The 22450-nt window shown below is 70.1% G+C and carries 19 protein-coding genes; 11 read left to right on the top strand and 8 right to left on the bottom strand.

Annotation, left to right across the window (positions count from 1 at the left end; genetic code table 11):
- Positions 1–12 precede the first annotated feature (12 nt).
- The 4 genes from FB561_RS28715 (at position 13) to FB561_RS28700 (ending at position 3109) form a co-directional block, all read left to right on the top strand.
- Positions 13–630 carry a DedA family protein gene (locus tag FB561_RS28715; RefSeq protein WP_145812091.1) on the top strand — a complete coding sequence of 206 codons (618 nt, stop codon included), beginning with the start codon at positions 13–15 and terminating at the stop codon, positions 628–630.
- Positions 631–649: 19 nt separating this feature from the next.
- The gene (locus tag FB561_RS28710; RefSeq protein WP_145812089.1) at positions 650–1318 is read left to right on the top strand and encodes a response regulator transcription factor; all 669 of its coding nucleotides are present in this window, start codon (positions 650–652) and stop codon (positions 1316–1318) included.
- Positions 1315–2547 carry a sensor histidine kinase gene (locus FB561_RS28705; RefSeq protein WP_145812087.1) on the top strand — a complete coding sequence of 411 codons (1233 nt, stop codon included), beginning with the start codon at positions 1315–1317 and terminating at the stop codon, positions 2545–2547. Before FB561_RS28710 ends, FB561_RS28705 begins: the two co-directional genes overlap by 4 nt.
- Before the next feature lie 73 nt (positions 2548–2620).
- On the top strand, positions 2621–3109 hold the full coding sequence (locus FB561_RS28700) for a DUF2231 domain-containing protein (RefSeq protein WP_145812086.1): 489 nt from the start codon (positions 2621–2623) through the stop codon (positions 3107–3109).
- A gap of 6 nt (positions 3110–3115) precedes the next feature.
- Here the strand turns inward: FB561_RS28700 and FB561_RS28695 are convergent, their stop codons facing one another.
- The 5 genes from FB561_RS28695 to FB561_RS28675 form a co-directional block, all read right to left on the bottom strand.
- Positions 3116–3781 (bottom strand): helix-turn-helix domain-containing protein, encoded by a 666-nt coding sequence (locus FB561_RS28695; protein WP_145812084.1) that lies wholly within the window; start codon positions 3779–3781, stop codon positions 3116–3118.
- 13 nt (positions 3782–3794) lie between these two features.
- Positions 3795–4304: a flavodoxin domain-containing protein gene (locus tag FB561_RS28690; protein WP_145812081.1), complete on the bottom strand. Its 510-nt coding sequence runs from the start codon at positions 4302–4304 to the stop codon at positions 3795–3797.
- Positions 4305–4420: 116 nt separating this feature from the next.
- The gene (gene fdhF, locus FB561_RS28685) at positions 4421–7093 is read right to left on the bottom strand and encodes a formate dehydrogenase subunit alpha (RefSeq protein ID WP_145812079.1); all 2673 of its coding nucleotides are present in this window, start codon (positions 7091–7093) and stop codon (positions 4421–4423) included.
- Positions 7090–8745 (bottom strand): NAD(P)H-dependent oxidoreductase subunit E, encoded by a 1656-nt coding sequence (locus FB561_RS28680; RefSeq protein WP_145812077.1) that lies wholly within the window; start codon positions 8743–8745, stop codon positions 7090–7092. Before FB561_RS28680 ends, fdhF begins: the two co-directional genes overlap by 4 nt.
- Before the next feature lie 115 nt (positions 8746–8860).
- Positions 8861–10231, bottom strand: coding sequence for an HAD family hydrolase (locus tag FB561_RS28675; protein WP_170284794.1), 1371 nt, complete (start codon positions 10229–10231; stop codon positions 8861–8863).
- A 237-nt stretch (positions 10232–10468) separates the two neighbouring features.
- Here FB561_RS28675 and FB561_RS28670 point away from each other — a divergent pair, with 237 nt between their 5' ends.
- A complete protein-coding gene (locus FB561_RS28670; RefSeq protein ID WP_145812073.1) occupies positions 10469–10840 on the top strand; it encodes a hypothetical protein in 372 nt (123 codons plus the stop codon).
- On the opposite strand, the gene FB561_RS28665 is transcribed toward FB561_RS28670, so the two are convergent.
- The 3 genes from FB561_RS28665 to FB561_RS28655 are packed head-to-tail and all read right to left on the bottom strand — an operon-like array spanning position 10835 to position 15185.
- A complete protein-coding gene (locus FB561_RS28665; protein ID WP_145812071.1) occupies positions 10835–13441 on the bottom strand; it encodes a cation-translocating P-type ATPase in 2607 nt (868 codons plus the stop codon). The genes FB561_RS28670 and FB561_RS28665 overlap by 6 nt on opposite strands.
- A gap of 52 nt (positions 13442–13493) precedes the next feature.
- Positions 13494–14369, bottom strand: a complete 876-nt coding sequence (locus tag FB561_RS28660; RefSeq protein WP_145812070.1) for a universal stress protein — start codon at positions 14367–14369, stop codon at positions 13494–13496.
- A gap of 18 nt (positions 14370–14387) precedes the next feature.
- The gene (locus FB561_RS28655; protein ID WP_145812068.1) at positions 14388–15185 is read right to left on the bottom strand and encodes a nitroreductase family protein; all 798 of its coding nucleotides are present in this window, start codon (positions 15183–15185) and stop codon (positions 14388–14390) included.
- Positions 15186–15587: 402 nt separating this feature from the next.
- Between FB561_RS28655 and FB561_RS28650 the strand changes: the two genes are divergently transcribed.
- The 6 genes from FB561_RS28650 to FB561_RS28625 all read left to right on the top strand — a co-directional run bounded on the left by FB561_RS28650 (position 15588) and on the right by FB561_RS28625 (position 22440).
- Positions 15588–16496 (top strand): universal stress protein, encoded by a 909-nt coding sequence (locus FB561_RS28650; RefSeq protein WP_145812066.1) that lies wholly within the window; start codon positions 15588–15590, stop codon positions 16494–16496.
- 60 nt (positions 16497–16556) lie between these two features.
- The gene (locus FB561_RS28645) at positions 16557–17117 is read left to right on the top strand and encodes a hypothetical protein (RefSeq protein ID WP_238335108.1); all 561 of its coding nucleotides are present in this window, start codon (positions 16557–16559) and stop codon (positions 17115–17117) included.
- Positions 17118–17178: 61 nt separating this feature from the next.
- Complete coding sequence (gene gap / locus FB561_RS28640; protein WP_145812064.1) at positions 17179–18189, top strand: type I glyceraldehyde-3-phosphate dehydrogenase; 1011 nt, start codon at positions 17179–17181, stop codon at positions 18187–18189.
- A 12-nt stretch (positions 18190–18201) separates the two neighbouring features.
- Positions 18202–20628, top strand: a complete 2427-nt coding sequence (gene ppsA, locus FB561_RS28635; protein WP_145812061.1) for a phosphoenolpyruvate synthase — start codon at positions 18202–18204, stop codon at positions 20626–20628.
- The gene (locus FB561_RS28630) at positions 20628–21218 is read left to right on the top strand and encodes a 2-oxoacid:acceptor oxidoreductase family protein (RefSeq protein ID WP_145812059.1); all 591 of its coding nucleotides are present in this window, start codon (positions 20628–20630) and stop codon (positions 21216–21218) included. The genes ppsA and FB561_RS28630 overlap by 1 nt, the downstream gene beginning before the upstream one ends.
- Positions 21202–22440, top strand: a complete 1239-nt coding sequence (locus FB561_RS28625; protein ID WP_145812057.1) for a transketolase C-terminal domain-containing protein — start codon at positions 21202–21204, stop codon at positions 22438–22440. Before FB561_RS28630 ends, FB561_RS28625 begins: the two co-directional genes overlap by 17 nt.
- Positions 22441–22450 lie beyond the last annotated feature (10 nt).

Raw genomic sequence — 22450 nt, 5'->3', positions numbered from 1 at the left:
GCTGAGGTTCGGATGACGACGATCTTCGACTGGTTGGCGGGGCTGCCCGGGTGGCTGGTGATCTCGGTGGTGGCGCTGCTGCCGGCCCTGGAGGCGTCGACCTTCCTCGGCCTGGTCGTGCCAGGTGAGACCGCGGTGATCGTCGGGGGAGTGGTGGCGCACGCCGGTGCGTTGCCGCTGTGGGCGGTGATGGTCGCCGCGGCGCTCGGGGCGATCGTCGGGGATCAGGTCGGCTTCGTCGTCGGCCGCCGGTACGGTCCCGCGGCGCTGGCCCGGTTGCCGCGGAAGCTGCGGGCACCCGAGCAGGTCGACCGGACGTTGGGCCTGATCGCGCGGAGGGGTGCGATCGCGGTGGTGATCGGCCGGTGGACAGCGGCGTTCCGTGCGTTGATGCCCGGGATCGCGGGGATGAGCCGGATGGGCCGTGGCGTGTTCACGGTCGCGAACGTGTTCGGTGGCGTGGTCTGGGCCATCCTGGTGGCGGGCGGCGGCTACCTGGCCGGTGCGTCGTACCACGCGCTCGAACAGCGTCTCGGCCTTGTCAGCGGTGCCCTGCTCGTCGTGCTCGTCTGCGGAGTGGCGGTCGCCGTTCTGGTGCACCGGCGACGCAAACGCCGCTCCGTCCGGTGACGCGGCGTACGGTGGGCGCATGACGCCAGGGCGCTTTCGGATCCTGCTCGTCGAGGACGACGCCGACCTGGCCGGTCTGCTGCGACGAGTGCTTGCCGAAGAGGAGTACGAGGTGACCCTCGCGGCGGACGGGCAGACCGGACTTCACCTGGCCCTGACCCGTCCGTTCGACGTGATGGTCGTCGATCGGGGGCTGCCGGCGGTCGAAGGCCTGGATCTCATCGCCCGGTTACGCAGCCGCGGGGTCGGTACGCCGATCCTGGTGCTGTCGGCGCGCAGCCGGACGGAGGATCGGGTGGAAGGCCTGGACGCGGGGGCCGAGGACTACCTGGCCAAGCCGTTCGAACTCACCGAACTGCTCGCGCGGCTGCGAGCGCTACTGCGCAGGCATCTCGATCACGCCGGCCAGCTGAGCGTGCCAGGTGGCTCCCTCGATCTCGCGACCCGGAGCGTCCGGCGTTCCGATGGCGCGTTGGTCGCGTTGTCCGAGCGTGAGGCCGCCCTGGTGGGAGTGTTGGCAGCGCGGCCGGGGATCGTCTTCAGCCGTGGTGAGCTGTTGGATCGCATCTTCGGCGAAGCGGAGTCCGAGACGGTGGTCGACACCTACGTCCACTACTGCCGGCGGAAGCTGGGGCGCGGGGTGATCAGTACCGTCCGCGGGCTCGGCTACCGGTTGGGTGGCGGATGAGCGGGCGCCCGATCGGCGACGAGGCGCTGGTTCGCAAGGCCGCTCGCAGTGTGGCCGCGCAGGTCACCGTCCTCGTCGCGGTGGCGATGGTCGTGCTGGTCGCCCTGGTCACGCTCGTCGTCGTCCGTGCGCAGGCGGGAGCGGCCGACGACCTGCTCCGGTCGGCGATCGCGACCGCCGACGACGTCGGTGATCCGCCGGCCGGAACCTGGTTGGTGATGGCTGGCCGCCATGGCTCGTCGTCGTCGCCCGGTCTGCCGGCCGAGTTGGTGGCCGAGCTGGCGAAACTGCGCGGTGGCGCCACCGGCGAGGTCCGGCTGACGACCTTGGAGCGCGGCGACGGCGAGTACCGCGTCGCCACCGAACTCGTCGGCGCCGGTCAGGTGCAGGCGGTGCTCGATCTCACCACCACCCGCGAGGCCCGGACGAGGATGCTGCAGACGATGGCGGTCGCGTCGGCGCTGGGGTTGGTGTTCGCGGGTCTGCTGGGCCTCTTCATCGGACGACGCGCGGTGGCGCCGCTGGCCCAGGCACTGACCTTGCAGCGGGCGTTCGTGGCCGACGCCGGTCATGAACTACGGACGCCGCTCACGCTGCTGAGTACGCGAGCCCAGATGCTCGATCGGACCTTGCGCCGGCACGGCTCGAGTGACGAGGTCCTCCGGGACGCGCACGGCGTCGTCGAGGACTCGAAGCGACTGGGTGACGTGATCGACGATCTGCTCGTCGCCGCCGATCCCCGCGGTACCGAAGAGCACGAACCGGTCGATCTCGCCGCGATCGCCGAGGAGGTCGCCGACAGCGCGCAGGCGCACGCCGAACAAGCCGGTGTGCGGGTGCGACGGACCGCGGACGAGGAGGGCCTGTGGATCCTCGGGTCGGTGAGCGCGGTCCGGCGGGCGACGATGGCACTGGTGGACAACGCGATCGATCACACCCCGCGGGGAGGCGAGGTGCGGATCATCGTCCGGCGGCAGCGGCGAGAAGTGATCCTGGCGGTGAGTGACGCGGGGCCCGGCATCGCGCCCGAGGCGGCGCAGCGCGTACTCCGCCGGTTCGACTCCAGCGGCCGTCGAGGCGGCCGGGCCCACTACGGACTCGGTCTGGCCCTCACCCATGACGTGGCCAACCGGCTCGGGGGTCAGCTCCGGCTGGTCCCCGGTGGTCCAGGTGCGACGTTCGAGCTGGTACTCCCCGGTCTCGACGGCCGGCGGCCTTCGGTGCGCTGAGAAGTTCCAAGAATCTGCCAAGAAACGTCTGCCAGCGTGAGTCGTACGCATCGGCACGACCCGAAGGATCTTCATGCAGACCATCAACGGCCTTCCCGCTCATGTCCTCCTGGTACACGCTGTCGTCGTGTTGCTCCCGTTGGCCGCGGTACTGCTGGTCCTGACCGCCGTTTGGCCGGCGGCGCGGCGCCGGCTGTCCGGTCCGAACGCCGTACTGGCGCTCCTGGTCGTGATTCTCGTGCCGATCACGACCAGCGCGGGGGAGTGGCTGGAAGGACGAGTCGCCGACAACTCGCTCGTCCGCCGGCACGCCGAACTCGGGGACACCGCGATCTACGCCGCGATCGCGATCGCGGCCCTGGCGGTGATCGTGTGGTGGCGGGAGCGGCACCTCGACAGCACGCCGGCGCGCGGCAGAGACCTCGCCCCAAGGTCCAGTGCGGTCACCGCGGTCGTGGCCGTGGTCGCCTGCCTGGTGTCCTCGATGGCCGTGGTCGACGTCGTCAAGATCGGTGACTCCGGCGCTCAGGCGAGCTGGAGCACCTGGTCCTCGCACCAGTGACGACCGTCAGTCGGTCCTGACGGCGGTGGTACGGATCCGGCGTCCGGTGATCTCCTGCGGCTCGATCGCCAGGTAGGTCTCGCGCTCGCCGCCGGCCCAGGGCTCGATCAGGCCCCGGGTGGCCGCGACCTCTTCAGCGGTGGCTGAGCGGAGGAGACCGTCGATCAGGATGCTCCAGCCTTGCCGCATCGCGTCGTCGAGGAAGTCCACCTCGAAGGCGACCGCCCCCTCGCCCAGTCGCGCGATCGGGCCGTCGGCCGCGGTCCGGAAGACGACGACCTCCTCGGGACAGCCGAAGTTGACCGGTACCACCAGGAACTTCTCGTCGGCGCGGAAGGCGATCCGCCCGATGCCTCCGTTCTTCAGCAGGCCGGCGCATTCCTGCCGCTCCATCGCTTCGAACCTCGGGCGGAGTCCGGCTCGGCCGTGCCCGGGGGCCCGGTCGCCGGACGCGCCGAGGAGATCCGTCACGGTGGTGTCGAGTGCGTCGGCGAGTCGGATCAGGTCACCACTGGTCAGGGTGGCCGGTGCGGTCTCGACGCGCTCGACGTAGTTGGGACTCATCCCGCTGCGTTCGGCGACCTGCGCCCTGGTCAGTCCGAGAGCGGACCGTCGGTGATGGACCCGGACCCCCAGGTCACCAGGGGAAGCCCCGCGTGATCCGGCACTCATCTCGCCCACCTCGTCACCGAGAGGTCCGGGCGGCGCCGAGGGCCGACTCGATCTCGTCGGCCCAGGCGCGGACCGCGTCCCAGTCCCTCGCGTCGCCGACCAGGTCCTCCATGCCCGCACGCCTCGCTGCCCGGGTTTCGATGATGTCCTCCTGGAGCTCGCCCGGGAAGGTCTTCACGGTCCGGACGCCGATCTCCGCGGCCAGGCGCGCCACATCGGGTGGTACCTCTTCCGGCTGGTCGCTCGACGGGCCGACGGGTCCGCTGTGGAAGAGCCAGACCTTACGTCCTCGCAGCGCCTTGGCGTGGAACTGGAGGAACTCCACGGCCTCCGGACGCCAGCGACCTTCGTAGATCGCGCTGCCGAGGATGACCACGTCGTACTCGCTCGCCGCCTTCACGTCGCTGATCTCGTGCACGTCTACGGTGTGCCCAGCTCGCCGGAGTTCGGCCCCGACGCCCGCGGCGATGGAGGCGGTCGCACCCATTTTGGTCGCGTAGGTCACCAGTACGTTTTCGGACATCACGTCCTCCTCCCGTTCGACAGGGACCCTCCTCTTCACCACACCGCGGCCGCAAGGACCGGTGCAGAGCCGAAGTGCCCGGTCGTACCCATCGAAAGACCCTCGTCGGGCCGGCGTCAGCTCCGTCCCGGCGGAGCGATCCGCCGGACCCGGACGGCGGTCAGCTTGTACTCCGGGCAGCTGGTGGGGTCGTCAGTGACGGACGAGGTCAGTTCGTTCACACCGGCGCCGGGGAAATGGAACCCGGCGAACATCTCGCCGGCGGTGACCTCGTCCGTGATGGTGACCGGCAGCACCGTCGAGCCCGACGCACTCGTGACCTCCACGAAGGCGCCCTCCTCGAGACCGAGGCAGGCAGCGTCGCCGGGAGCGACGTCCAGGGACTCCTTGGTCCGCAGGCCGACGCTGGGTGTGCGGCGCGTCATCCCACCGGCGTTGTAGTGCTCGGCCCGCCGGCCGGTCACGAGCAGGAAGGGGTACTCGGGACTGGGTTCGGTCTCGGTCGGCAGATAGGGTCTGGCCGCCAGATGGGCCCTGCGGTCCGGGGTGGCGAAGCCGTCGCGGTACAGGGTCGGTGTGCCGTCGCCGCCCGGTGCGACCGGCCAATGCAGGGCGCCGGCCTCGAGCCGCCGGTGCGAGAGGCCGGCGAAATGCGGTGCGAGCGAGGCGCATTCGTCGAGTGCCGCAGCCGAGGTCTCGCAGCCGAGATCCCGGCCGAGGCGTCGGGCGACCTCGGCGAAGACCGCGAAGTCGGTGCGCACCCCGTCCGGTGGCACCAGTACCTGCCGGACCCGCTGGAACCGCCGATCGAAGTTCACGAAGGTACCGTCCTTCTCCAGCCAGGACGCGACCGGCAGGACGACGTCCGCGGCCGCCGCCGTGGAGGAGAGGAAGAGGTCGTTGCAGATGACCAGCGGGCACGCGTCGAGTGCACCTCGGACGGCCGCCGTGTTCGGATCGGTCGCCAGGACGTCTTCGCCGACCACCCAGAGCACGTCCAGTTCGCCGGCGCGCGCGGCGTCGAACATCTGCGGGATCCGCAGGCCGGGGGTACTCGGCAGCCGCGCCTGCCAGCTCGTGTCGAAGCGGTCGCGAGCCTCGTCGTCGGTGACCTTCTGATACCCCGGCAGGAGGTCGGGGAGTGCGCCCATGTCGGAGGCACCTTGGACATTGTTCTGTCCTCGCAGCGGGTTCACCCCACCACCGGTCTCGGTACCGACCGCGCCACACAGGACGGCCAGGTTCGCCAAGGTGCGGACGCCGTCCGTGCCGTATCGGTGTTCGGTGATCCCGAGACCGTAGAAGATCGCCGGTGTGTTGGCTTCTCCGTACAGGTGCGCGGCTGCGGTCAGGTCCGCCGCCGGTACTCCACTGAGCTTCTCGACCTGTTCAGGCGGATAGGCGTCGGCCAGCTCGCGCAGCGCCTCGTAGCCGGTCGCCCGGGTCCGCAGGAAGTCCGGGTCGATCAGGTCGTCCCGGATGAGCAGGTGCGCCAAGCCGTTGAACACCGCGACATTGGTGCCGGGTCGCGGGGCGAGGTGGACGTCGGCATGCCTGGCGAGGCTGGTCCGGCGGGGGTCGACGACGATGAGCCGCGCACCGTCCAGCGTCCGTTGGAGCAGCCGCGAACCGACGACGGGGTGAGCGTCGGTGGGGTTGGCTCCGGCGAGCAGGATCGCGTCGCAGTCATCGAGGTCCTCGAAGGAGTTCGTCCCCCCGCCGAGGCCGAAGGTCGCCGCCAGACCGGCCGCCGACGGCGCGTGGCAGAGCCGGGCGCAGTTGTCGACGTTGTTGGTCCCCAGCACCACCCGGGCGAACTTCTGGATCAGGTAGTTCTCCTCGTTGGTCGCGCGGGCGGACGAGATGACCGCGAACCGGTCCGGGTCCGGAATGCGCCGCAGGTGGTCCGCGACGAGGTCCAGGGCCTCGTCCCAGGTGCTCTCGGCGAGCCGGCCGTTGCGGCGGACCAGGGGCGTACGGAGCCGGTCAGGTGAGTGGACGAAACCGTGCGCGAACCGGCCCTTGGCGCAGGCGTGGCCACGATTCACCGAGCCGTCCATCGCCGGCCGGACCGTGACGACGTCCTGGCCCCTGGTCGCGACGTCCAGCGTGCAGCCGACACCGCAGTACCCGCAGGTCGTTCGGGTCCAGCGTTCGATCGGGCCGAGGTCGAGCAGGCCCGGTTCGGAGAGTGCTCCGGTCGGGCAGGTGTCGACGCACGCCCCACAGCTGACACAGTCCGAACCGGCCCAGAGCCCGCCGGTCCCGGGTGCGACGACGGTGTCGGGGCCGCGCCCGGTCAAGGTGATGGCGAAGGTGCCCTGGATCTCGGCGCAGGCCCGGACACAGCGATCGCAGGCGATGCAGAGATCGCGGTCGAGTTTGACGTACGGGTGGGACAGATCCGTCCCGCGGGACTCCGCGAGCACCTCGGCTGAATCCGCCGAGACGGCGAGCTCTTGGCAGAGCCGGACGAGTTCGCTGCGGTCGGCGGGCAGCTCCAGCGCTCGCGATGGAAGTCCGGCGACGATCGCCTGCAGGGCATCCCGGCGCCACTGATCGCCCACCTGGACCCCGATCCGCAGACCTTCCCGGACCGGCGTACTGCAGGACGCCACCGGACCGTTGCCGTCAGCATCTACCAGGCACACCCGGCACGAGGCGGAGGGGGTCAGGCGCTCGTCGTGACAGAGCGTGGGAACGGATTTCCCGGCGGCCCGGATCGCGTCGAGGAGCGTGGCCGACGCGGGAACGTCGACGGGGATCTGATCGACCGACACGCGGGTCATGTCCACCCCTCCAGGCCGTAGACCTGGGCGGCACTGCGGATCGCGGCCGGAACCCGGCGGCCGAAGGCGCAGAGACTGGCGGTTTCCAGGGAGCGGAGGACCTGTTCGCGACCGGCGATCACGGCGGTGCCCGGCGCCCTTGCGGCCAGACCCGCCCCACGCCGGGTACCGACACGGCACGGCGAGCAGCGTCCGCAGCTCTCGGCCGCCGCGAAGCGCCAGATGTGCCGAACGACGTCCGTGCCGCTCAATCGGTCGTCGAAGGCAACGATCCCCGCGTGGCCGAGGGCCGCACCGCGCGCGGACAGTGCCGCTTCGCTGAGCGGCAGGTCGAGGTCGCCGGGACCGAGGAACCCGCCGAGCGGTCCGCCGACCTGGAAGGCTCGCAGCACGGCACCGTCGCGGGGACCACCCCCGAGCTCTTCGACGACCCGGCGGATCGGCGTACCGAGCTCGACCTCGTACGCCCCCGGCCGGGCGAAACGCTCGGACAGGCTCACCACGATCGTGCCGTTCTCCCCGGCCGTCCCGAAGCGGGCGAAGGCGTCGCCTCCCCGGCCGACGATCCAGGGGACGGCGGCCAGTGTCTCGACGTTGTTCACCACGGTCGGACGGCCGTGCAGGCCACTCTCGGCCGGATACGGCGGCCGCGGCCGGACGACGCCCCGCTGTCCCTCGATCGCGTTGATCAGCGCGGTCTCCTCGCCCGACACGTAGGAGCCGGCGCCGGACTCGACGAGTACCTCGACCGTGTGGCCGCTTCCGTGCACGTCGCGGCCGAAGTGGCCGTCGCGGTAGGCGTGCCGGATCGCTTCCTGGAGGCGCTCGTGGGCGCGCGGGTACTCGGAGCGGACGAAGACGATCGCCTGCTCGGCGCCGACGGCGAAGCAGGCCAGGGCGAGTCCCTCGAGGACGCGATCCGGATCACGCTCCATCAGCAGCCGGTCGACGTACGAACCAGGGTCGCCCTCGTCACCGTTGGCGATCACGACACGGGGACCGGGTCGCGCCTGCGCGGTGGCCCACTTCCGGGCGGTGGAGAAGCCCGCGCCGCCACGACCACGGAGTCCGGCCGACGCCACCGCGGCGGTGATTTCGGCGGGATCGTGGCGGTTGACGGCCTCCGGCCAGACTGCCCAGGCCGGCTCGGCGGCGACGAGTCCGGCGGTGACGACGGGCGACGGGCAGGCGGCTCGCACCGGGATCGGTGGATCGTGCGGCGGCGCTTCGCCGACGAGCTGCGCGGCCAGATCGGCCCCGGCGAGCGGCTGGTCGCCGTCCAGGGCCGCGGGACCGCTGTAGCAGTACCCCAGGCAGCGAACCTCCTGGAGTGACACCGCGCCGGCCGGATCACAGGAATCGACGGGCAGGCCGAGGCGGGCCGAGATCGCCTCGAGGTGGGTACCACCGCTGGCCGCGGTACAAGCCGCGGCACCGCACGCGCGGACATGCCGAGATCCGCGCGGTACGGAGAAGTTGGGGTAGAACGTCGCGGGCCCGGTGCCCGCGACCGCGGGCAGCCCGCTCTGCTGCGCTATCCCCGCGGCGGGGGTCCGGTCGCCGGCGAGCAGACGGGCTCGTACGGAGCCGAGGTCCCGGCCGAAGCGATCGGCGTAGGTGCGGAGCGCGTCCGTTCCCTGCGATCGAGACATGCTTCCTCCCCGAGCGGTCTGTCCACCTTCGACGGTCTCCCGGTCCACCCGGCCGGGACAGGGCAGGAGGTCCCGGATCAACCAGGCCACTCGCCCTCCTGCTGCGAGGGTGAGATCAGACCGCGGCCGGCTGTGCGGGCGCGGGTTGCAAGGCCGCCAGGTGAACGTCCGCGAGCCCGGGCACCACCGTGTCGGCCGGGCTCTGGTCGAGGTCGGTGACCCGATGCTCCGGGTCGAGCCCGACCACCAGCCCGAAGCTGGCCGCGCGGCCGGCGTGGAGCCCGGCGGATGCACCGCTGATCAGGGCGGTCCGGCGGGGTGAGGCCCCCAACCGGTGGGCCGCGAGGAGGTACAGCGTGGGATCCGGCGGGACCACTGCCTGATGCTCCTGCGCGACGCCCGAGTCGATCCGGAGGTCGCCGATGTCCAAGCCGGCCGCGGTGAGCATTGACGTGGTGTCGTGGCCCGCCGAGATCACCGCGACGAGGAGATCAGAGTCCGCGAGCCGGGCGGCCAGAGCGACGGCGCCGGTCGCCGGGTGCGGCCCGTCGACGCTGTCGACGACAAGATCGTCGAGGTCGAACAGGACCGCGTCGTACGAGCTGGTGTCGATGACGGGCTGCGGGCGGTCGGTGACCTCGCCGCTGCGGCGGGCGAGCAGGATGGCGGCACCGACCAGGCCTGTACCGCCGACGAGGAGTGCGACCGGCACGGCGAGCCTGCCCGGTAACCAGTGGGTGACGGCGATCGGAATCATCTGTAGCTCACCGAGGGCGCCGATGAGGACCAGCGACAGGCTGCGGTCCCGGATCGCATGAGCCAGCAGTGCGGTGGCCGTCAGGAGGCCGAGGGCGATCCCGCCCGTGGACGGTACCGTCATGCCGGCACCGACGAGCATGCCGATCGCTGTCACGGCGCGGGTCAGTTCCCGCGCGGGCAGTTGGTCCCGGTCGGCCAGCACGAACCACAGGAAGGCTGTGGCCCATACCGCCAGACCAGGCCAGCGCGGATGATCGAGCCGTCCAGCCAGTGATCCCGCGGCGACGATCGTCGCCGCCACCAGAACGAGCTGCAACGCTGTCGATCGCCCGGTCCACAACCAGAGGCCGGTCGCGTACACCGCGACGCCGCTCGCCGTGAGCAGGACGACGTCGATCGCTTGCCAGCCGAGGATCTCACCGCCGAGAAGGCCCAGGAACAGGCTGACTGCCGCGGTCGACAGAACACAGAGCGCCTCACGGAGTCGGCGTCCGGACGGTCCTCGCGCAGGTACCGCGGCGGCGCCGAGCAGCAGGACGGTGGCGGCGACGCCGACGACAACCAGCCGGGACAACTCGGAGAGCTCCGGCCAGTAGCGCGCGGCAACCAGGCCAGTGCCGACCAGCAGCACGGCCCCGCCGACCGCGGCGAGCGTCTCGCTGACGACGGTACTGCGCGTGGTCCCCGGATCAGGCGACGACTGTTCCCTGGGGATCGCTCCCTTCATACCTCCATGCTGCTGCTTGACCCGTGCGACACCAGGGGCGGATGTCACCCGTCCAGTGGGTCGATCAGCTCCCTTCTCCGCTTCACAATCCCACGGGCGCGCTCGTGCGGTGCCGGCGCCCCGGGACATTGCTGACGAACGCCTGCGAGGAAGGGGCCGAAGTGCTCCTGCTGTCTCCTGGCACCCCTGCCCAGGCTGGACAGAGGAGCTGACCTCGAGAGACGGGAGGGGATCACCATGTCTCGGCAGTCCCAGGAGACCGGGCCCACGGGGCGGTCCGGCGAAGCGAACGCGGCCCGCGTCACCGCAGGGTCGGTCATCTGGTTCCTGTTCATGGCCGGACTGTGGGTGGTGTTCTTCGTCTACCTGCGGTCCGGACGACTCGAGGATGTCGCGCAGACGATCAAGGACCTTCCGCTCCCGGTCGAACTCCTCGTCTGGATCCTGTTCTTCCCGTGGGTGCTCGGCACCGCGGTCTGGACCAGCGGCTGGTCGGAGACCGTCCGGATGGTGCTCGTCATCCTGTTCGCCGTCGCCTGGACAGTCGTCTCGATCCCGAGGCCACGCACACCCAAGGCGGCCAAGGTGTCCGAGCCGCCGCGCTCATGACCTCTCGCCGGCGGCCGGCGATTCCTTCGGCACGTGTCGGCCAGTTCCGCGGAGCAGCCGGCGAACAGCGACCGCGAGTCCGGGAACCGAGGCGGCCAGAACGGCCACCGCGAGTTCACCAGGGGACAGAAGCGTCAACCCGAGCAGGTCGCGCAAGGCCGGGACGTAGACGGGAGCGACCTGCGCGACGAGGGCGCCCGCGACGGCGTAGTCGAGGAAGCGCGGCTGACGGCTCCCTCGGGGGCGCGGGCGTCGGAGGGCGAGGGCGACGCCGAGCTGCGCCAGACCCAGGACCAGATAGGTCATCGTCTGCCAGGGCGATCCGATGGCCCGGGCCCCGACCGCCACGGCGAGGGTGATGACGGCGATGAGAGCCCCTGTCCAGGCGACTCGTTGCCACAGGCCCGCGCCGAGGACCTGCTCGGCGGGCGGGCGTGGCGGACGCCGCATGGCTTTCGGATCGGCGGGTTCGGCGCCGATGGCGACACCTGGCAGACCGTGGGTGAGCATATTGATCCAGAGGATCTGGGCCGGCAGCAACGGGACGGTCAGCCCGGCCGCCGGTCCGGCCAGCATGACCAGGACCTCCGCGAGTCCTCCGCTCAGGGCGTAGCGCAGGAAGGTGCGGATGTTGCTGTAGATCCGCCGGCCCTCTTCAATGGCTGAGACCACCGTGCCCAGATCGTCGTCGGTCAGGATCAGGTCAGCGGCCTGACGAGCGACCTCGGTCCCGTCCCTGCCCATGGCGACGCCGATGTCGGCCCGCCGCAGAGCGGGTGCGTCGTTGACCCCGTCGCCGGTCATGGCGACGACCTCACCGCGGTCCTGCCAGGCGCGGATGATGTCGAGCTTGTGTTCTGGACGGATCCGCGCGAAAACGCGAGCTGCGGCCGGGTCGGCGCCGGCGTCGAGGTCGGCGCTGGTGAGCACCTCGCCCGCGGGCAGCCCGATCTGGCGGGCGACGGTCGTCGCGGTACCGGCCGCATCCCCCGTGATCAGCAGCATCTGCACGCCGGCGGTCGCCAGAGCCGACGTGACGGTCGCCGCGTTGGCGCGGATCGGATCGGTGATCGCGACCAACCCGGCGAGTCGCAGACCGTCCTCGGTCCGGGCCGCTGCCGGCTCGAGCTCCCGGTCCGCGACGGCCAGTACCCGGTAACCCGCACGGGCGAGCTTGCCGGCGGCGACGCGGGCCGGCTCGACTTCGCCGGAGGTCGTGACACCAGGTGCGAGGAGCACCTCCGGCGCACCCTTGACGACGACGAGCTCGCCGCTCCGACCAGGTTGTCGGTGAAAGGTGGCCATCCGCTTGCGACTGCTGTCGAAGGGGATCTCGAAGGTCCGTGGGTAGGCCGAAGTGATCATGTCCGGGTCGAGGTGACCACGATGGGCGAGGGCCAGCAGGGCCGCCTCGGTCGGATCGCCGAGCGGCTGCCAACCGGTCCGCCCTGGCTCGGGTGGGCGCAGGCCCGCATCGTTGCACAGCACCACATCCCGAAGCAGTCGGTGCAGCTCGGTGGACGTCCCCAGGCCGTTCGGTGGATCGCGGTCGTCGTCCGGCATCCTCCGGGCTTCGGGATCGGCTACCGGGAGGAGGCGGCCCTCCGGGTTGTAGCCATGGCCGGTCGCCAGGACCTGGCCGGTCGCTGTCCAGACCCGCTCGGCCTCCATGATGCCCTCGGTCAAGGTTCCGGTCTTGTCGGTCGCGACGACGGTGACGGAGCCCAGCGTCTCCACAGCGGGGAGACGCCGGACGACAGCCGCCCGATGCGCCATCCGGTGCGCGCCGATCGCGAGTGCCAGTGTCACGACCGCGGGGAGCGACTCCGGAACAGCCGCGACGGTGAGGCTGACCGCGGTCACGGTGACCCTGGACAGGGACAGACCGTTGAGCAGGGCAACGACGGCGACGACCACCGACAGGCTGAGCGCGACGACACTGAGGATCCGGCTCAGCGCGGCGAGCCTGATCTGCAACGGTGTCGGCCGCGGACGTTGCGTCGAGATCAGTTCGGCGATCCGGCCGAGCGCACTCTCGTGGCCGACCCTGAGCACGGTGCCGGAGCCGCGCCCCCGAGTGATCACCGTCCCGGCCAGCACCTCGCCGTCGACCTCCTTCTCGACCGGTACGGATTCTCCTGTGAGCGCCGCCTCGTCGACCTGCAGGCGGACAGCTTCGAACAACTTGATGTCGGCGGGGACGATGTCGCCGGCCGCCAGCAGGGTGACGTCCTGCCGAACGAGATCTTCGGCGGGCACGATGAGCCTTCGCCCGGAGCGCAGGACGCAAGCTCGGGGAGCGGCCAATCGCCCCAGGGCCGCCAAGGCGTGTTCCGCACGGACCTCCTGCACGACGCCGACCGTGGTGTTGAGAACGATGACCACGAGAATCACCGTCAGGTCGGTGAAGTCCCGCAGCGCCACGGTCAGCAGCGCGGCACCGATCAGCAGCAAGATCATCGGATCCCGCAGTTGCACTCCGACGCGGTGCCAGACCGTCGGTGGCTTCGGTGCGGGAACGCTGTTCGGCCCGGAGGCAAGCAGCGCCTCCGCCGCCTGAGCGTCGGTCAGGCCCGACGGAACGACCCCTTGATCGGTCATCACGTGGCCGCCGCGGAAGTCGATCGTGGGTGAGCTCCTGCTCCGACGCCCGTCACCGGACGATGGCGACCGGGCAGTGGGCGTGGTGCAGCACGCTCTGGCTGACCGAGCCGAGCAGCAGACCGGCGAATCCACCACGTCCTCTCGAGCCGACCACGACCAGATTCGCGGACTGCGCAGCGACCAGGATGGCGCGGCCAGCCTGGCCACTGATCAGCCGGGTCTGCCACCGCACCTCCGGGTGGTCGGCCGCAGCGCCCGCGACGGACTCGGCGACCAGAAGGCGGCAGGACTCCTTCTCGGCTTCCTCGTCGAAGGCGATCATCGACTCGCCGTCGGCGTAGGTGAGGTAGGGACTGGTCCAGGCATGGACCGCGACCAGGTCGGCGTGCAGCGCTTCGGCCTGGTCGAACGCGAAGTCGATCGCCTTCGCGGAGATCTTGGAACCGTCGACGCCGACGATCACGCTGGCAGGGTCGTTGATCCGCGAGTGCAGGTCCGACGGCACCACGACGACCGGACAGGCCGCATGGGTGCTGACCTGGACCGCCACGGATCCGACCATCAAACCGGTCCAGCCGCCCAGTCCCCGGGATCCGAGAACGAGTAGCTTCGCCTGATCGGTCTCCTGGAGCAGTTGTTCGGCGGGCCGACCCTCGAGCACTCGCGTGTCGACGGAAAGGTGCGGCTGGTGCAGCCCGATGCCTGTGGCCAAGGCGTCGAGCGCCTGCTGACGCGCGGCGCGATGCGCGGCCGAAGGCACCACCTGGCCCGGGGCTGACCGGCTCGTGACGATCGGGTCGAGGACCTGCACGAGTCGGAGTGGAACGTGCAGCCGAACGGCTTCGGCGGTGGCCCACTCCACGGCGGCCCGACTGGCCGGCGAACCGTCGTACCCGACGACGATCGAACCCTGCGGTGACGACATTGCTGCCTCCTGGAGAGCTCAAAGACTTTGATCGAGGGTTTCCTGCCGGTCGCGACGCAGTGACTGGTGAGGAGTACGCGCCGGGTATCCGAGCCGAAGGATCACCTGTGGCCAGCGGCGGCCTCCGATCAGCGCACGGGTGACGGCGCGATGGGCGGTCCGTTCGAGCGGCTGGTTGAGGAACGAGGCCGCGAGGTCGTAAGAAGTTGCCAGGAGCAACAGCTTCTCGAGAGCCATCCCGGCCCAGAGCCAGGCGTGCTCGTCCTCGTCCTTTGTCGAGAGGACCGCGAGCAGGGTGGCGTCGGGCGCGGCCTGGAGCGTCTGGGCGAGCTGGGTGCGCTGGAGGTTGTCGAGCACGTGAAGTTCTGCGCGTTCGGACCGGGCGACGTCAGCGAGTTGGGCGACGACCCCAGCGGGAACCTGGTTCGGCAGGAACTGTCCGCGACAGGTGTGCCGGCGGTGGAGTTCGCAGTACAGGTGACCGAGTTCGGTGACCGGCCCTCGGTGCTGGGACAGGAAGATCCGGGCCGCGACCTCGGGCCGGCCGGGATCGGGCTGGATGGCGAACGTCGTCTCGTGGCCGAGCATGCCCGCGGCCACCCGGACGTTCATTGCGGCGGCGCCGAGACCGATACGGACCAGCCGTCCGGCGGGGTCTTGGACCGGAAACGGGCGGCCGGGATCCAGCAGGAAGTCGACGACCGGTCCTTCGAGCTCGATCCGCCAAGACTGGCTGAGGTGTATCGAGGGCGCGTGAACCGCGGCGGACAACAGGATCTCCACCTCGTCCTCCGTCAAGGCGTGCGGGGTAATCATGACTCCTGAGTCCTCGAAGGTGGCTCATCGTGACCGACGCGGATCACCATGTGCGCGAAGCCGGGTCTGCCGGTGTCAGCCAGGTCATGCTCGGTGCGGCCACGGCGGCGTCCAGCAGTTCATCGATCTGTTCCGGTGTCAGCTGCTCGTCCAGCATCGTGCCCTCCTCATGCGCCTACAGCCTGATCCGCGATCGGGTCGGCTGCACCGGGCATCGGTCCTGTGGAGCAGGGTCGTTCGACACCCGCGCGAGGGATCCGGGCACAAAGGCCCGGGCCGGCCGGGCCGACCGGCCCGCGCGTTCAGGCACCGAGGCTCTGCCGCGCACACGACACCGCGCGGAACGATCGATCGAGAAGAGAGCGGAGGTGCGGCGTGAGTACTGGGCTGCCCACCGGGCCCGTGGTCGTCGAGGTCGACAGCGGCGTCGAAGGTTTGCCGGCGGTCGATTACGCCTGCATCGAGGCCCTTCGGACAGACACCGAACTTCTCATGATCGCCCCGTACCAGGTGCACGGATCGTACTCGCCGACGGTGGCGGCCTACCGGCCGAAAACCCCTGCGGAGCTGGCCGACGACGCTCTGCGCAGGGCGGTATCCCACGTTCGGCACCATTACGGCGAGGGGATGTCGCTGGTCGCGATATCCGGGGAGGGGGCTCGTCCCCGGGTCCTCGCGCGAACAGCCCGGCGGGCACGCATGGTGATCGTCGGACAGCAACGGGCGACTGGCTCCCAGAGATCGAGGGCTGCCCGGGCGAACCTTGCGCTGGCCGGCCGGACTGGTCGTCCCGTCGTGGTGGTGCCGGACGACTGGCAGCCGTCGGCCGAAGACCGGAAGATCGCGGTGGGGATCGACGGGGCTCCGCTGTCGAGCGCTGCGCTGGAGTTCGCTCTGCGCACCGCTTCCGAGCGGCAGGCCACACTGGTCGTCGTGTATGCGGGCCTGCCCGACCACCGGGACGACAACGCCGAGCTGCACCCTTGGCTGAGTCGCGCCGAGTTCGTCTGCTCCGAAGCGTTGGCCGCCGCGACCGGCAAGTACCCGGGGGTCGAGGTGACGACGTTGCTGAGCAACCGTCCAGCCGCGGAGGCGCTGGTCCATGAGAGCCGGCAGGTGGGCCTGGTCGTGGTCGGTTGCCATGCCGGACATCAGCAGTCCGATCCGGTGGCGCGTCGTTGTCTCGCGGTGATGACGTGCCCGGTCGCGATCGTCCCGGAGCGCGGCACCTTCACCGACGATGAACCGCAGGCAAGGGTCCCGGTGGAGCAGGGCCGAACGGCAGCCCGGATCGGTGTCGACCGGCTCTGACCGCAGGTCACTGCCGGTCGGACGATCAGGCTGTCGGATCGAGATCGAAGGGGGAACATCATGACCACCACACCGCACCGGAAGGATCTTCCGAGACCCGCGATGGGACCCGATGGTGATCGGCGTCCCGTCATCAGCATCATGGCCGGGCGGGCGCTGGGTGTTTTGCGGATCGCCTTTGGTCTGACTTTCTTGTGGGCGTTCGTGGACAAGCTGTTCGGCTTCGGGTATGCGACTCCGTCGGGTAAGGGCTGGGTCGATGGTGGGGATCCGACCGCGGGGTTCCTCGGGAAGGGGACGAGTGGGTGGTTCGCGGATTTCTACCAGTCGCTGGTGGGTGACTGGTGGGTGAACCCGTTGTTCATGGTGGGTCTGGCCGGGATCGGTCTGGCTCTTACGCTGGGGATCGGGATGCGGATTGCCGCGGTGTCCGGGGCGTTGCTGTACCTGTTCATGTGGACGGCGAACTTCCCGCCGGAGAACAACCCGGTTCTGGACGAGCATGTTCTCGGTGCGATCAGTTTGGTGGCTCTGGGTCTGTTGGCTGCCGGCAACTTCTGGGGCTTCGGCCGGCAGTGGGGCAGTCTCGACATCGTCAACCGGTACCCCTGGCTGCGGTGAGCGCGTAATCACCGGAGCGTGCTCCACAGAAGACCGAAGTGATCGGGGGAGTGGTTCGGCAATGACTGTGAAGGTCGGTATCAACGGGTTCGGGCGGATCGGGCGTGACTACCTGCGCTGCGTACTGGAGCGTGGCTCGTCCTCGGAGGTGGTGGTGGCGGCGATCAACGACATCGCGCCACCGGCAACGCTCGCGCATCTGCTGCGGTACGACTCGACCTACGGGCCACTGAAGCAGGAGGTCGCCGTCGCCGGTGCCGGGCTCGTGGTCGGTGCGAACGGGGTCCGGGCAACGTCGGAGCGTGATCCGCTGCACCTGGACTGGCGGGACGTCGGGGTCGACATCGTGATCGAGGCGACCGGCAAGTTCCGGACCCGGGCGGCGGCCGGTACGCATCTGCTCGGGGGTGCGCGGAAGGTGATCCTGTCCGTCCCGGGCAAGGACGTCGACGCCACCGTCGTGCTGGGGGTGAACGAATCCGACTACGACCCGGCCGTCCACGACGTGATCTCCAACGCATCCTGCACGACCAACTGCGTCGCCCCGATGGTCTCCGTCCTGCACCGCGCGTTCGGTGTCGAGCGCGGGCTGATGACCACGATTCACAGCTACACGAACGACCAGGTACTCCTGGACTCGCCGCACAAGGATCTGCGGCGCGGCCGGTCCGGCGCGGCGAACCTCATCCCCACCAGTACCGGTGCGGCGCGTGCTGTCGGGCTGGTGATTCCGGAGCTCGCCGGGAAGATCGACGGCGTCGCGGTCCGGGTACCGGTGGAGGACGGCTCGCTGACGGACCTGTCGGTCGAGGTCCGCGGGCCGGTGACCGTGGAGCAGGTCAATCAGGTCTTCGCCGAGGCCGCGGCCGGCCCGTTGAAGGGCCTGCTGCGGTACACCGAAGATCCGATCGTTTCCCGCGACATCATCGGCGATCCCGCGTCCTGCATCTTCGACGCCCAGCTCACCCAGGTCCAGGGCCGGCTCGTGAAGGTCTTCGGCTGGTACGACAACGAGTGGGGCTACACCAGCCGCCTCCTCGACCTGACCGAACTCGTCGCCCGGTCGATGTGAGGGGAGCCGAGCATGCGTGACGCGAGAATCGCGTGGCTGACCGACGAGGCCGGGACCGAGCTCGCCCAGGTCGGCGGGAAGAACGCGTCGCTGGGGATCATGCTTCGCGACCTGGCGGCGGAGGGGATCCAGGTGCCGGACGGATTCGCCCTGACCGCGGCGGCGTACGCCGAGTTCGTCGAGTCGGCGGGCCTGCGGCCGGTGATCGAGGCGGAGATCGGACGCTACCGGTCGGGCGCCGAGCTGAGCCGGGTCGGCTCGACGATCAGATCGGCCTTCACCGCTGCTGACCTGCCCTCGGACCTGGTCGGGGAGGTGCTCGACGCCTATCGCCGGCTCGGCGGGGAGGGCACCGCCGTGGCCGTGCGAAGCAGCGCGACCGCCGAGGACCTGCCGGACGCCAGCTTTGCCGGCCAGCAGGAGACGTACCTGAACGTGACGACCTCCGACGACCTGGTGATCGCCTGTCGCCGGTGCTTCGCGTCCTTGTTCACCGATCGGGCCATCAGCTATCGCGAGGAGCGAGGCTACGACCATTTGGGCGTTCAGCTTTCGGTCGGCGTCCAGCAGATGGTCCGATCCGACCTCGGCGCCGCCGGGGTGATGTTCACACTGGACACCGACACAGGGTTCCCCGGTGTGGTGCAGATCAGCGCGGCCTGGGGGCTGGGCGAGGCGGTCGTCAGTGGTGAGGTGGATCCCGACGAGTACCTGGTGTTCAAGCCGCTGCTGGACGACCGCGGGGTGCGGCCGATTCTCTCGCGTCGGCGTGGGGCCAAGGAGGTGAAGGTCACCAACGCCGAGCCCTCCGGCACCCATGTCGTCCCGACCGACGCGAAGGAACGTCAGAGCTTGGTGCTCGCGGACGACGACATCTTGAGATTGGCCCGGTGGGCCGTGCTGGTCGAGCGACACTACGGCCGGCCGATGGACATCGAGTGGGCCAAGGACGGCCGCACCGGAGCCATGTACCTGGTGCAGGCCCGGCCTGAGACGGTGCAGGCGCGCCGGCGACCGACTTCGCTCCACACGTACCGGCTGCTCGGTCGAGGGGCCGAGCTGATCAGTGGTCTCGCCGTCGGCGAGGCGATCGCGGCCGGCCGAGTGTGTCGTCTTGATTCACCGCGGGAGCTGGACAGGTTCGTCGACGGGGCGGTCCTCGTCACCAGGCTCACCGATCCGGACTGGGAGCCCGTGATGAGCAGAGCCGCCGCCATCGTCACCGACCACGGTGGGCGGACCTCGCACGCGGCGATCGTCAGCCGAGAGCTCGGCATACCCGCCATCGTCGGGACCGGTGGTGCGACGGCGACGCTGACCGACGGCGCCGTGGTCACGGTGTGCTGCGCCGAGGGCGAACGAGGTCTGGTCTACGCGGGAGCAGTGCCGTACGAGACAGCGGAGGTCGACCTTTCGGCAGTCCCCGATACGGCGACCGAGGTGATGCTGAATCTCGCCGACCCGGCCGCGGCGTTCCGGTGGTGGCGGCTGCCCGCGGACGGCGTCGGTTTGGTCCGGATCGAGTTCGTCGTCGCCAATCAGGTTCGGGTCCACCCGATGGCGCTCGCGCATCCCGAGCGGATCGACCCTGAGGAACTGCGCCAGTTGGAGGAGATCGTCGGCCCGGGAACCGCGCCGGAGCAGTTCCTGATCGACACTCTTGCCGAGGGCGTCGCGCGCATCGCGGCCTCGCGCTGGCCGGCACCGGTGATCGTCCGCACCAGTGATTTCAAGACCAACGAGTACGCGCGGCTCGTCGGTGGGAGCAGCTTCGAGCCGGCCGAGGAGAATCCGATGATCGGCTGGCGTGGCGCAAGCAGGTACTACGGGCCCGGCTACGAGGACGGCTTCCGGCTCGAATGCCGGGCGCTTCGCAAGGTCCGTGACGAGCTCGGGCTGACGAACGTGGTCGCCATGATTCCCTTCTGCCGCACGGTCGACGAGGCCCACAAGGTGCTCGCGGTGATGACTTCGGAAGGGCTGAGCCGGGGACGCAACGGTCTGCAGGTCTTCGTGATGGCCGAGATCCCGGCCAACATCGTGCTGGCCGACGAGTTCGCCGCGTGCTTCGACGGGTTCTCCATCGGCAGCAACGATCTCACCCAACTCACGCTCGGCGTCGACCGGGACTCGGAGTTGCTGGCGCCGCTGTTCGACGAGCGGAATCCGGCCGTGACCCGGAGCATCGAGCACCTGATCACGACGGCTCATCAGCACGGTCGCAAGGTCGGGCTGTGCGGGCAACGCCCCAGCGACGACCCCGGTTTCGCGACGTTCCTGGTGGACAGCGGCATCGACTCCGTCTCGGTGACGCCGGACAGTTTCCTCCGGGTCAAGGCGAACGTCGCCCAGGCTGAGGCATCCAGGACCCGCGGGATGCCGGCTGCGAGGCAGGCGGCCGGTTCGTTCGTTCGAGCCGGGGACGGAGGAACGCACTGATGTTCCAGGTCCGGATCCATGGACGCGGTGGCCAAGGAGTGGTGACCACGGCGGAGCTGTTGTCGGTCGCGGCGTTCGCCGAAGGCCGGTACGCGCAGGCGTTCCCGACGTTCGGTTCGGAGCGGACGGGCGCTCCGGTCACCGGCTTCTGCCGGATCGACGACCGCCCGATCCGCAGCCATGAGCCGGTGTTGCGGCCCGACGCGGTGCTGGTGCAGGACGCCACCTTGGCGCATCAGGTCGACCTGTTCGGCGGGCTCGGCCCGGACGGGTATCTGCTGATCAACAGCGCTCGCAGCCTGGCCGAGCTGCACCTCGACGCGCTGGTCACGAGGTTCGACCGCCGGCGGCTGATGACCGTCGGCGCCACGGATCTGGCGATGGCCCACCTGGGTCGCCCCCTTCCGGGAACCGCATTGCTGGCGGCGTTCGCGGCGCTGACCGGCCAGCTCGGGCTGCCGTCGGTCGTCGCGGCGATCGAGGAGCGTTTCCCGGACCGGATCGCGGCCGGCAACGTGGCGGCCGCGACCTCGGCCTACGCGATGGCCCGGTCTCAGATGGAGGAGCCGGCTCGTGCTTCGGCAGATTGAGGGTTCTCGCGGGGTCGCCGCGGCGGTGGCGCTGTGCCGTCCCGAGGTGATCTGCGCCTATCCGATCTCACCGCAGACGCACATCGTCGAGGCGCTGAGCACGCTGGTACGGTCGGGCGAGCTCACGCCCTGCGAGTTCGTCAACGTCGAGTCCGAGTTCGCGGCCATGTCGGTGGCGATCGGTGCGTCCGCCACGGGAGCCAGGACGTACACCGCGACCGCGAGCCAAGGCCTGCTGTACATGGCCGAACCGCTCTACAACGCCGCCGGCCTCGGACTCCCGATCGTGATGACCGTGGCCAACCGGGCGATCGGGGCCCCGATCAACATCTGGAACGACCACGGCGACTCGATGTCGCAGCGGGACTCGGGCTGGATCCAGTTGTACGCGGAGTCGAACCAGGAGGCCCTCGATCTGCAGATCCAGGCGTTCCGGATCGCCGAGGAGGTCTCCTTGCCCGTGATGGTCTGCATGGACGGGTTCGTCCTGACCCACGCGGTGGAGCGGATCGAGGTGCCGTCGCAGGACCAGGTGGACGCGTTCCTGCCGCCGTACGAACCTCGGCAGCTGCTGGATCCGGACGACCCGATCTCGATCGGTGCCATGGTCGGTCCGGAGGCCTTCACGGAGGTGCGGTACCTGGCGCACCACCAGCAGATGCAGGCGCTGGACCTCATCCCGGCGGTCGCTGACGAGTTCGCGGCCGGCTTCGGACGCGCCTCGGGTGGATTGGTCCGGCCGTACCGGTGCGCCGGCGCCGAAACTGTCGTCGTCGCGCTCGGATCCGTCCTGGGAACGCTCCAGGACACCGTCGACGAACTGCGGGACGAGGGTGTCTCGATCGGTGTCCTCGGACTCACGTGCTTCCGGCCGTTCCCCCTCGACGCCGTCCGCGAAGCGCTCGGCCGCGCTCGCCGAGTGGTCGTGCTGGAGCGCGCCCTCGCGGTGGGAATCGGCGGCATCGTCAGCGCGAACGTCCGGATGGCCCTGGCCGGTGTCCAGGCGCACGGCTACACCGTGATCGCCGGGCTCGGCGGCCGGGCGATCACCAAGGACTCGCTGCGACGGCTCTGCGCCGACGCGATCGCGGACCGGCTCGAGCCACTGACCTTCCTCGATCTGAACCAGGACCTGGTCGAGCGAGAGCTGCACCGGCACCGGACCACCCGCCGCTCGGGGCCGACGGCCGAGAACCTGCTGCGGGATCTCCGGACCGGCTGAGAGGAACCCC

The organism is Kribbella amoyensis, from assembly GCF_007828865.1.
Lineage (GTDB): Bacteria > Actinomycetota > Actinomycetes > Propionibacteriales > Kribbellaceae > Kribbella > Kribbella amoyensis.
The sequence above is the reverse complement of the archived record's forward strand: the minus strand, read 5'-3'. Positions and strand labels throughout refer to the sequence as shown.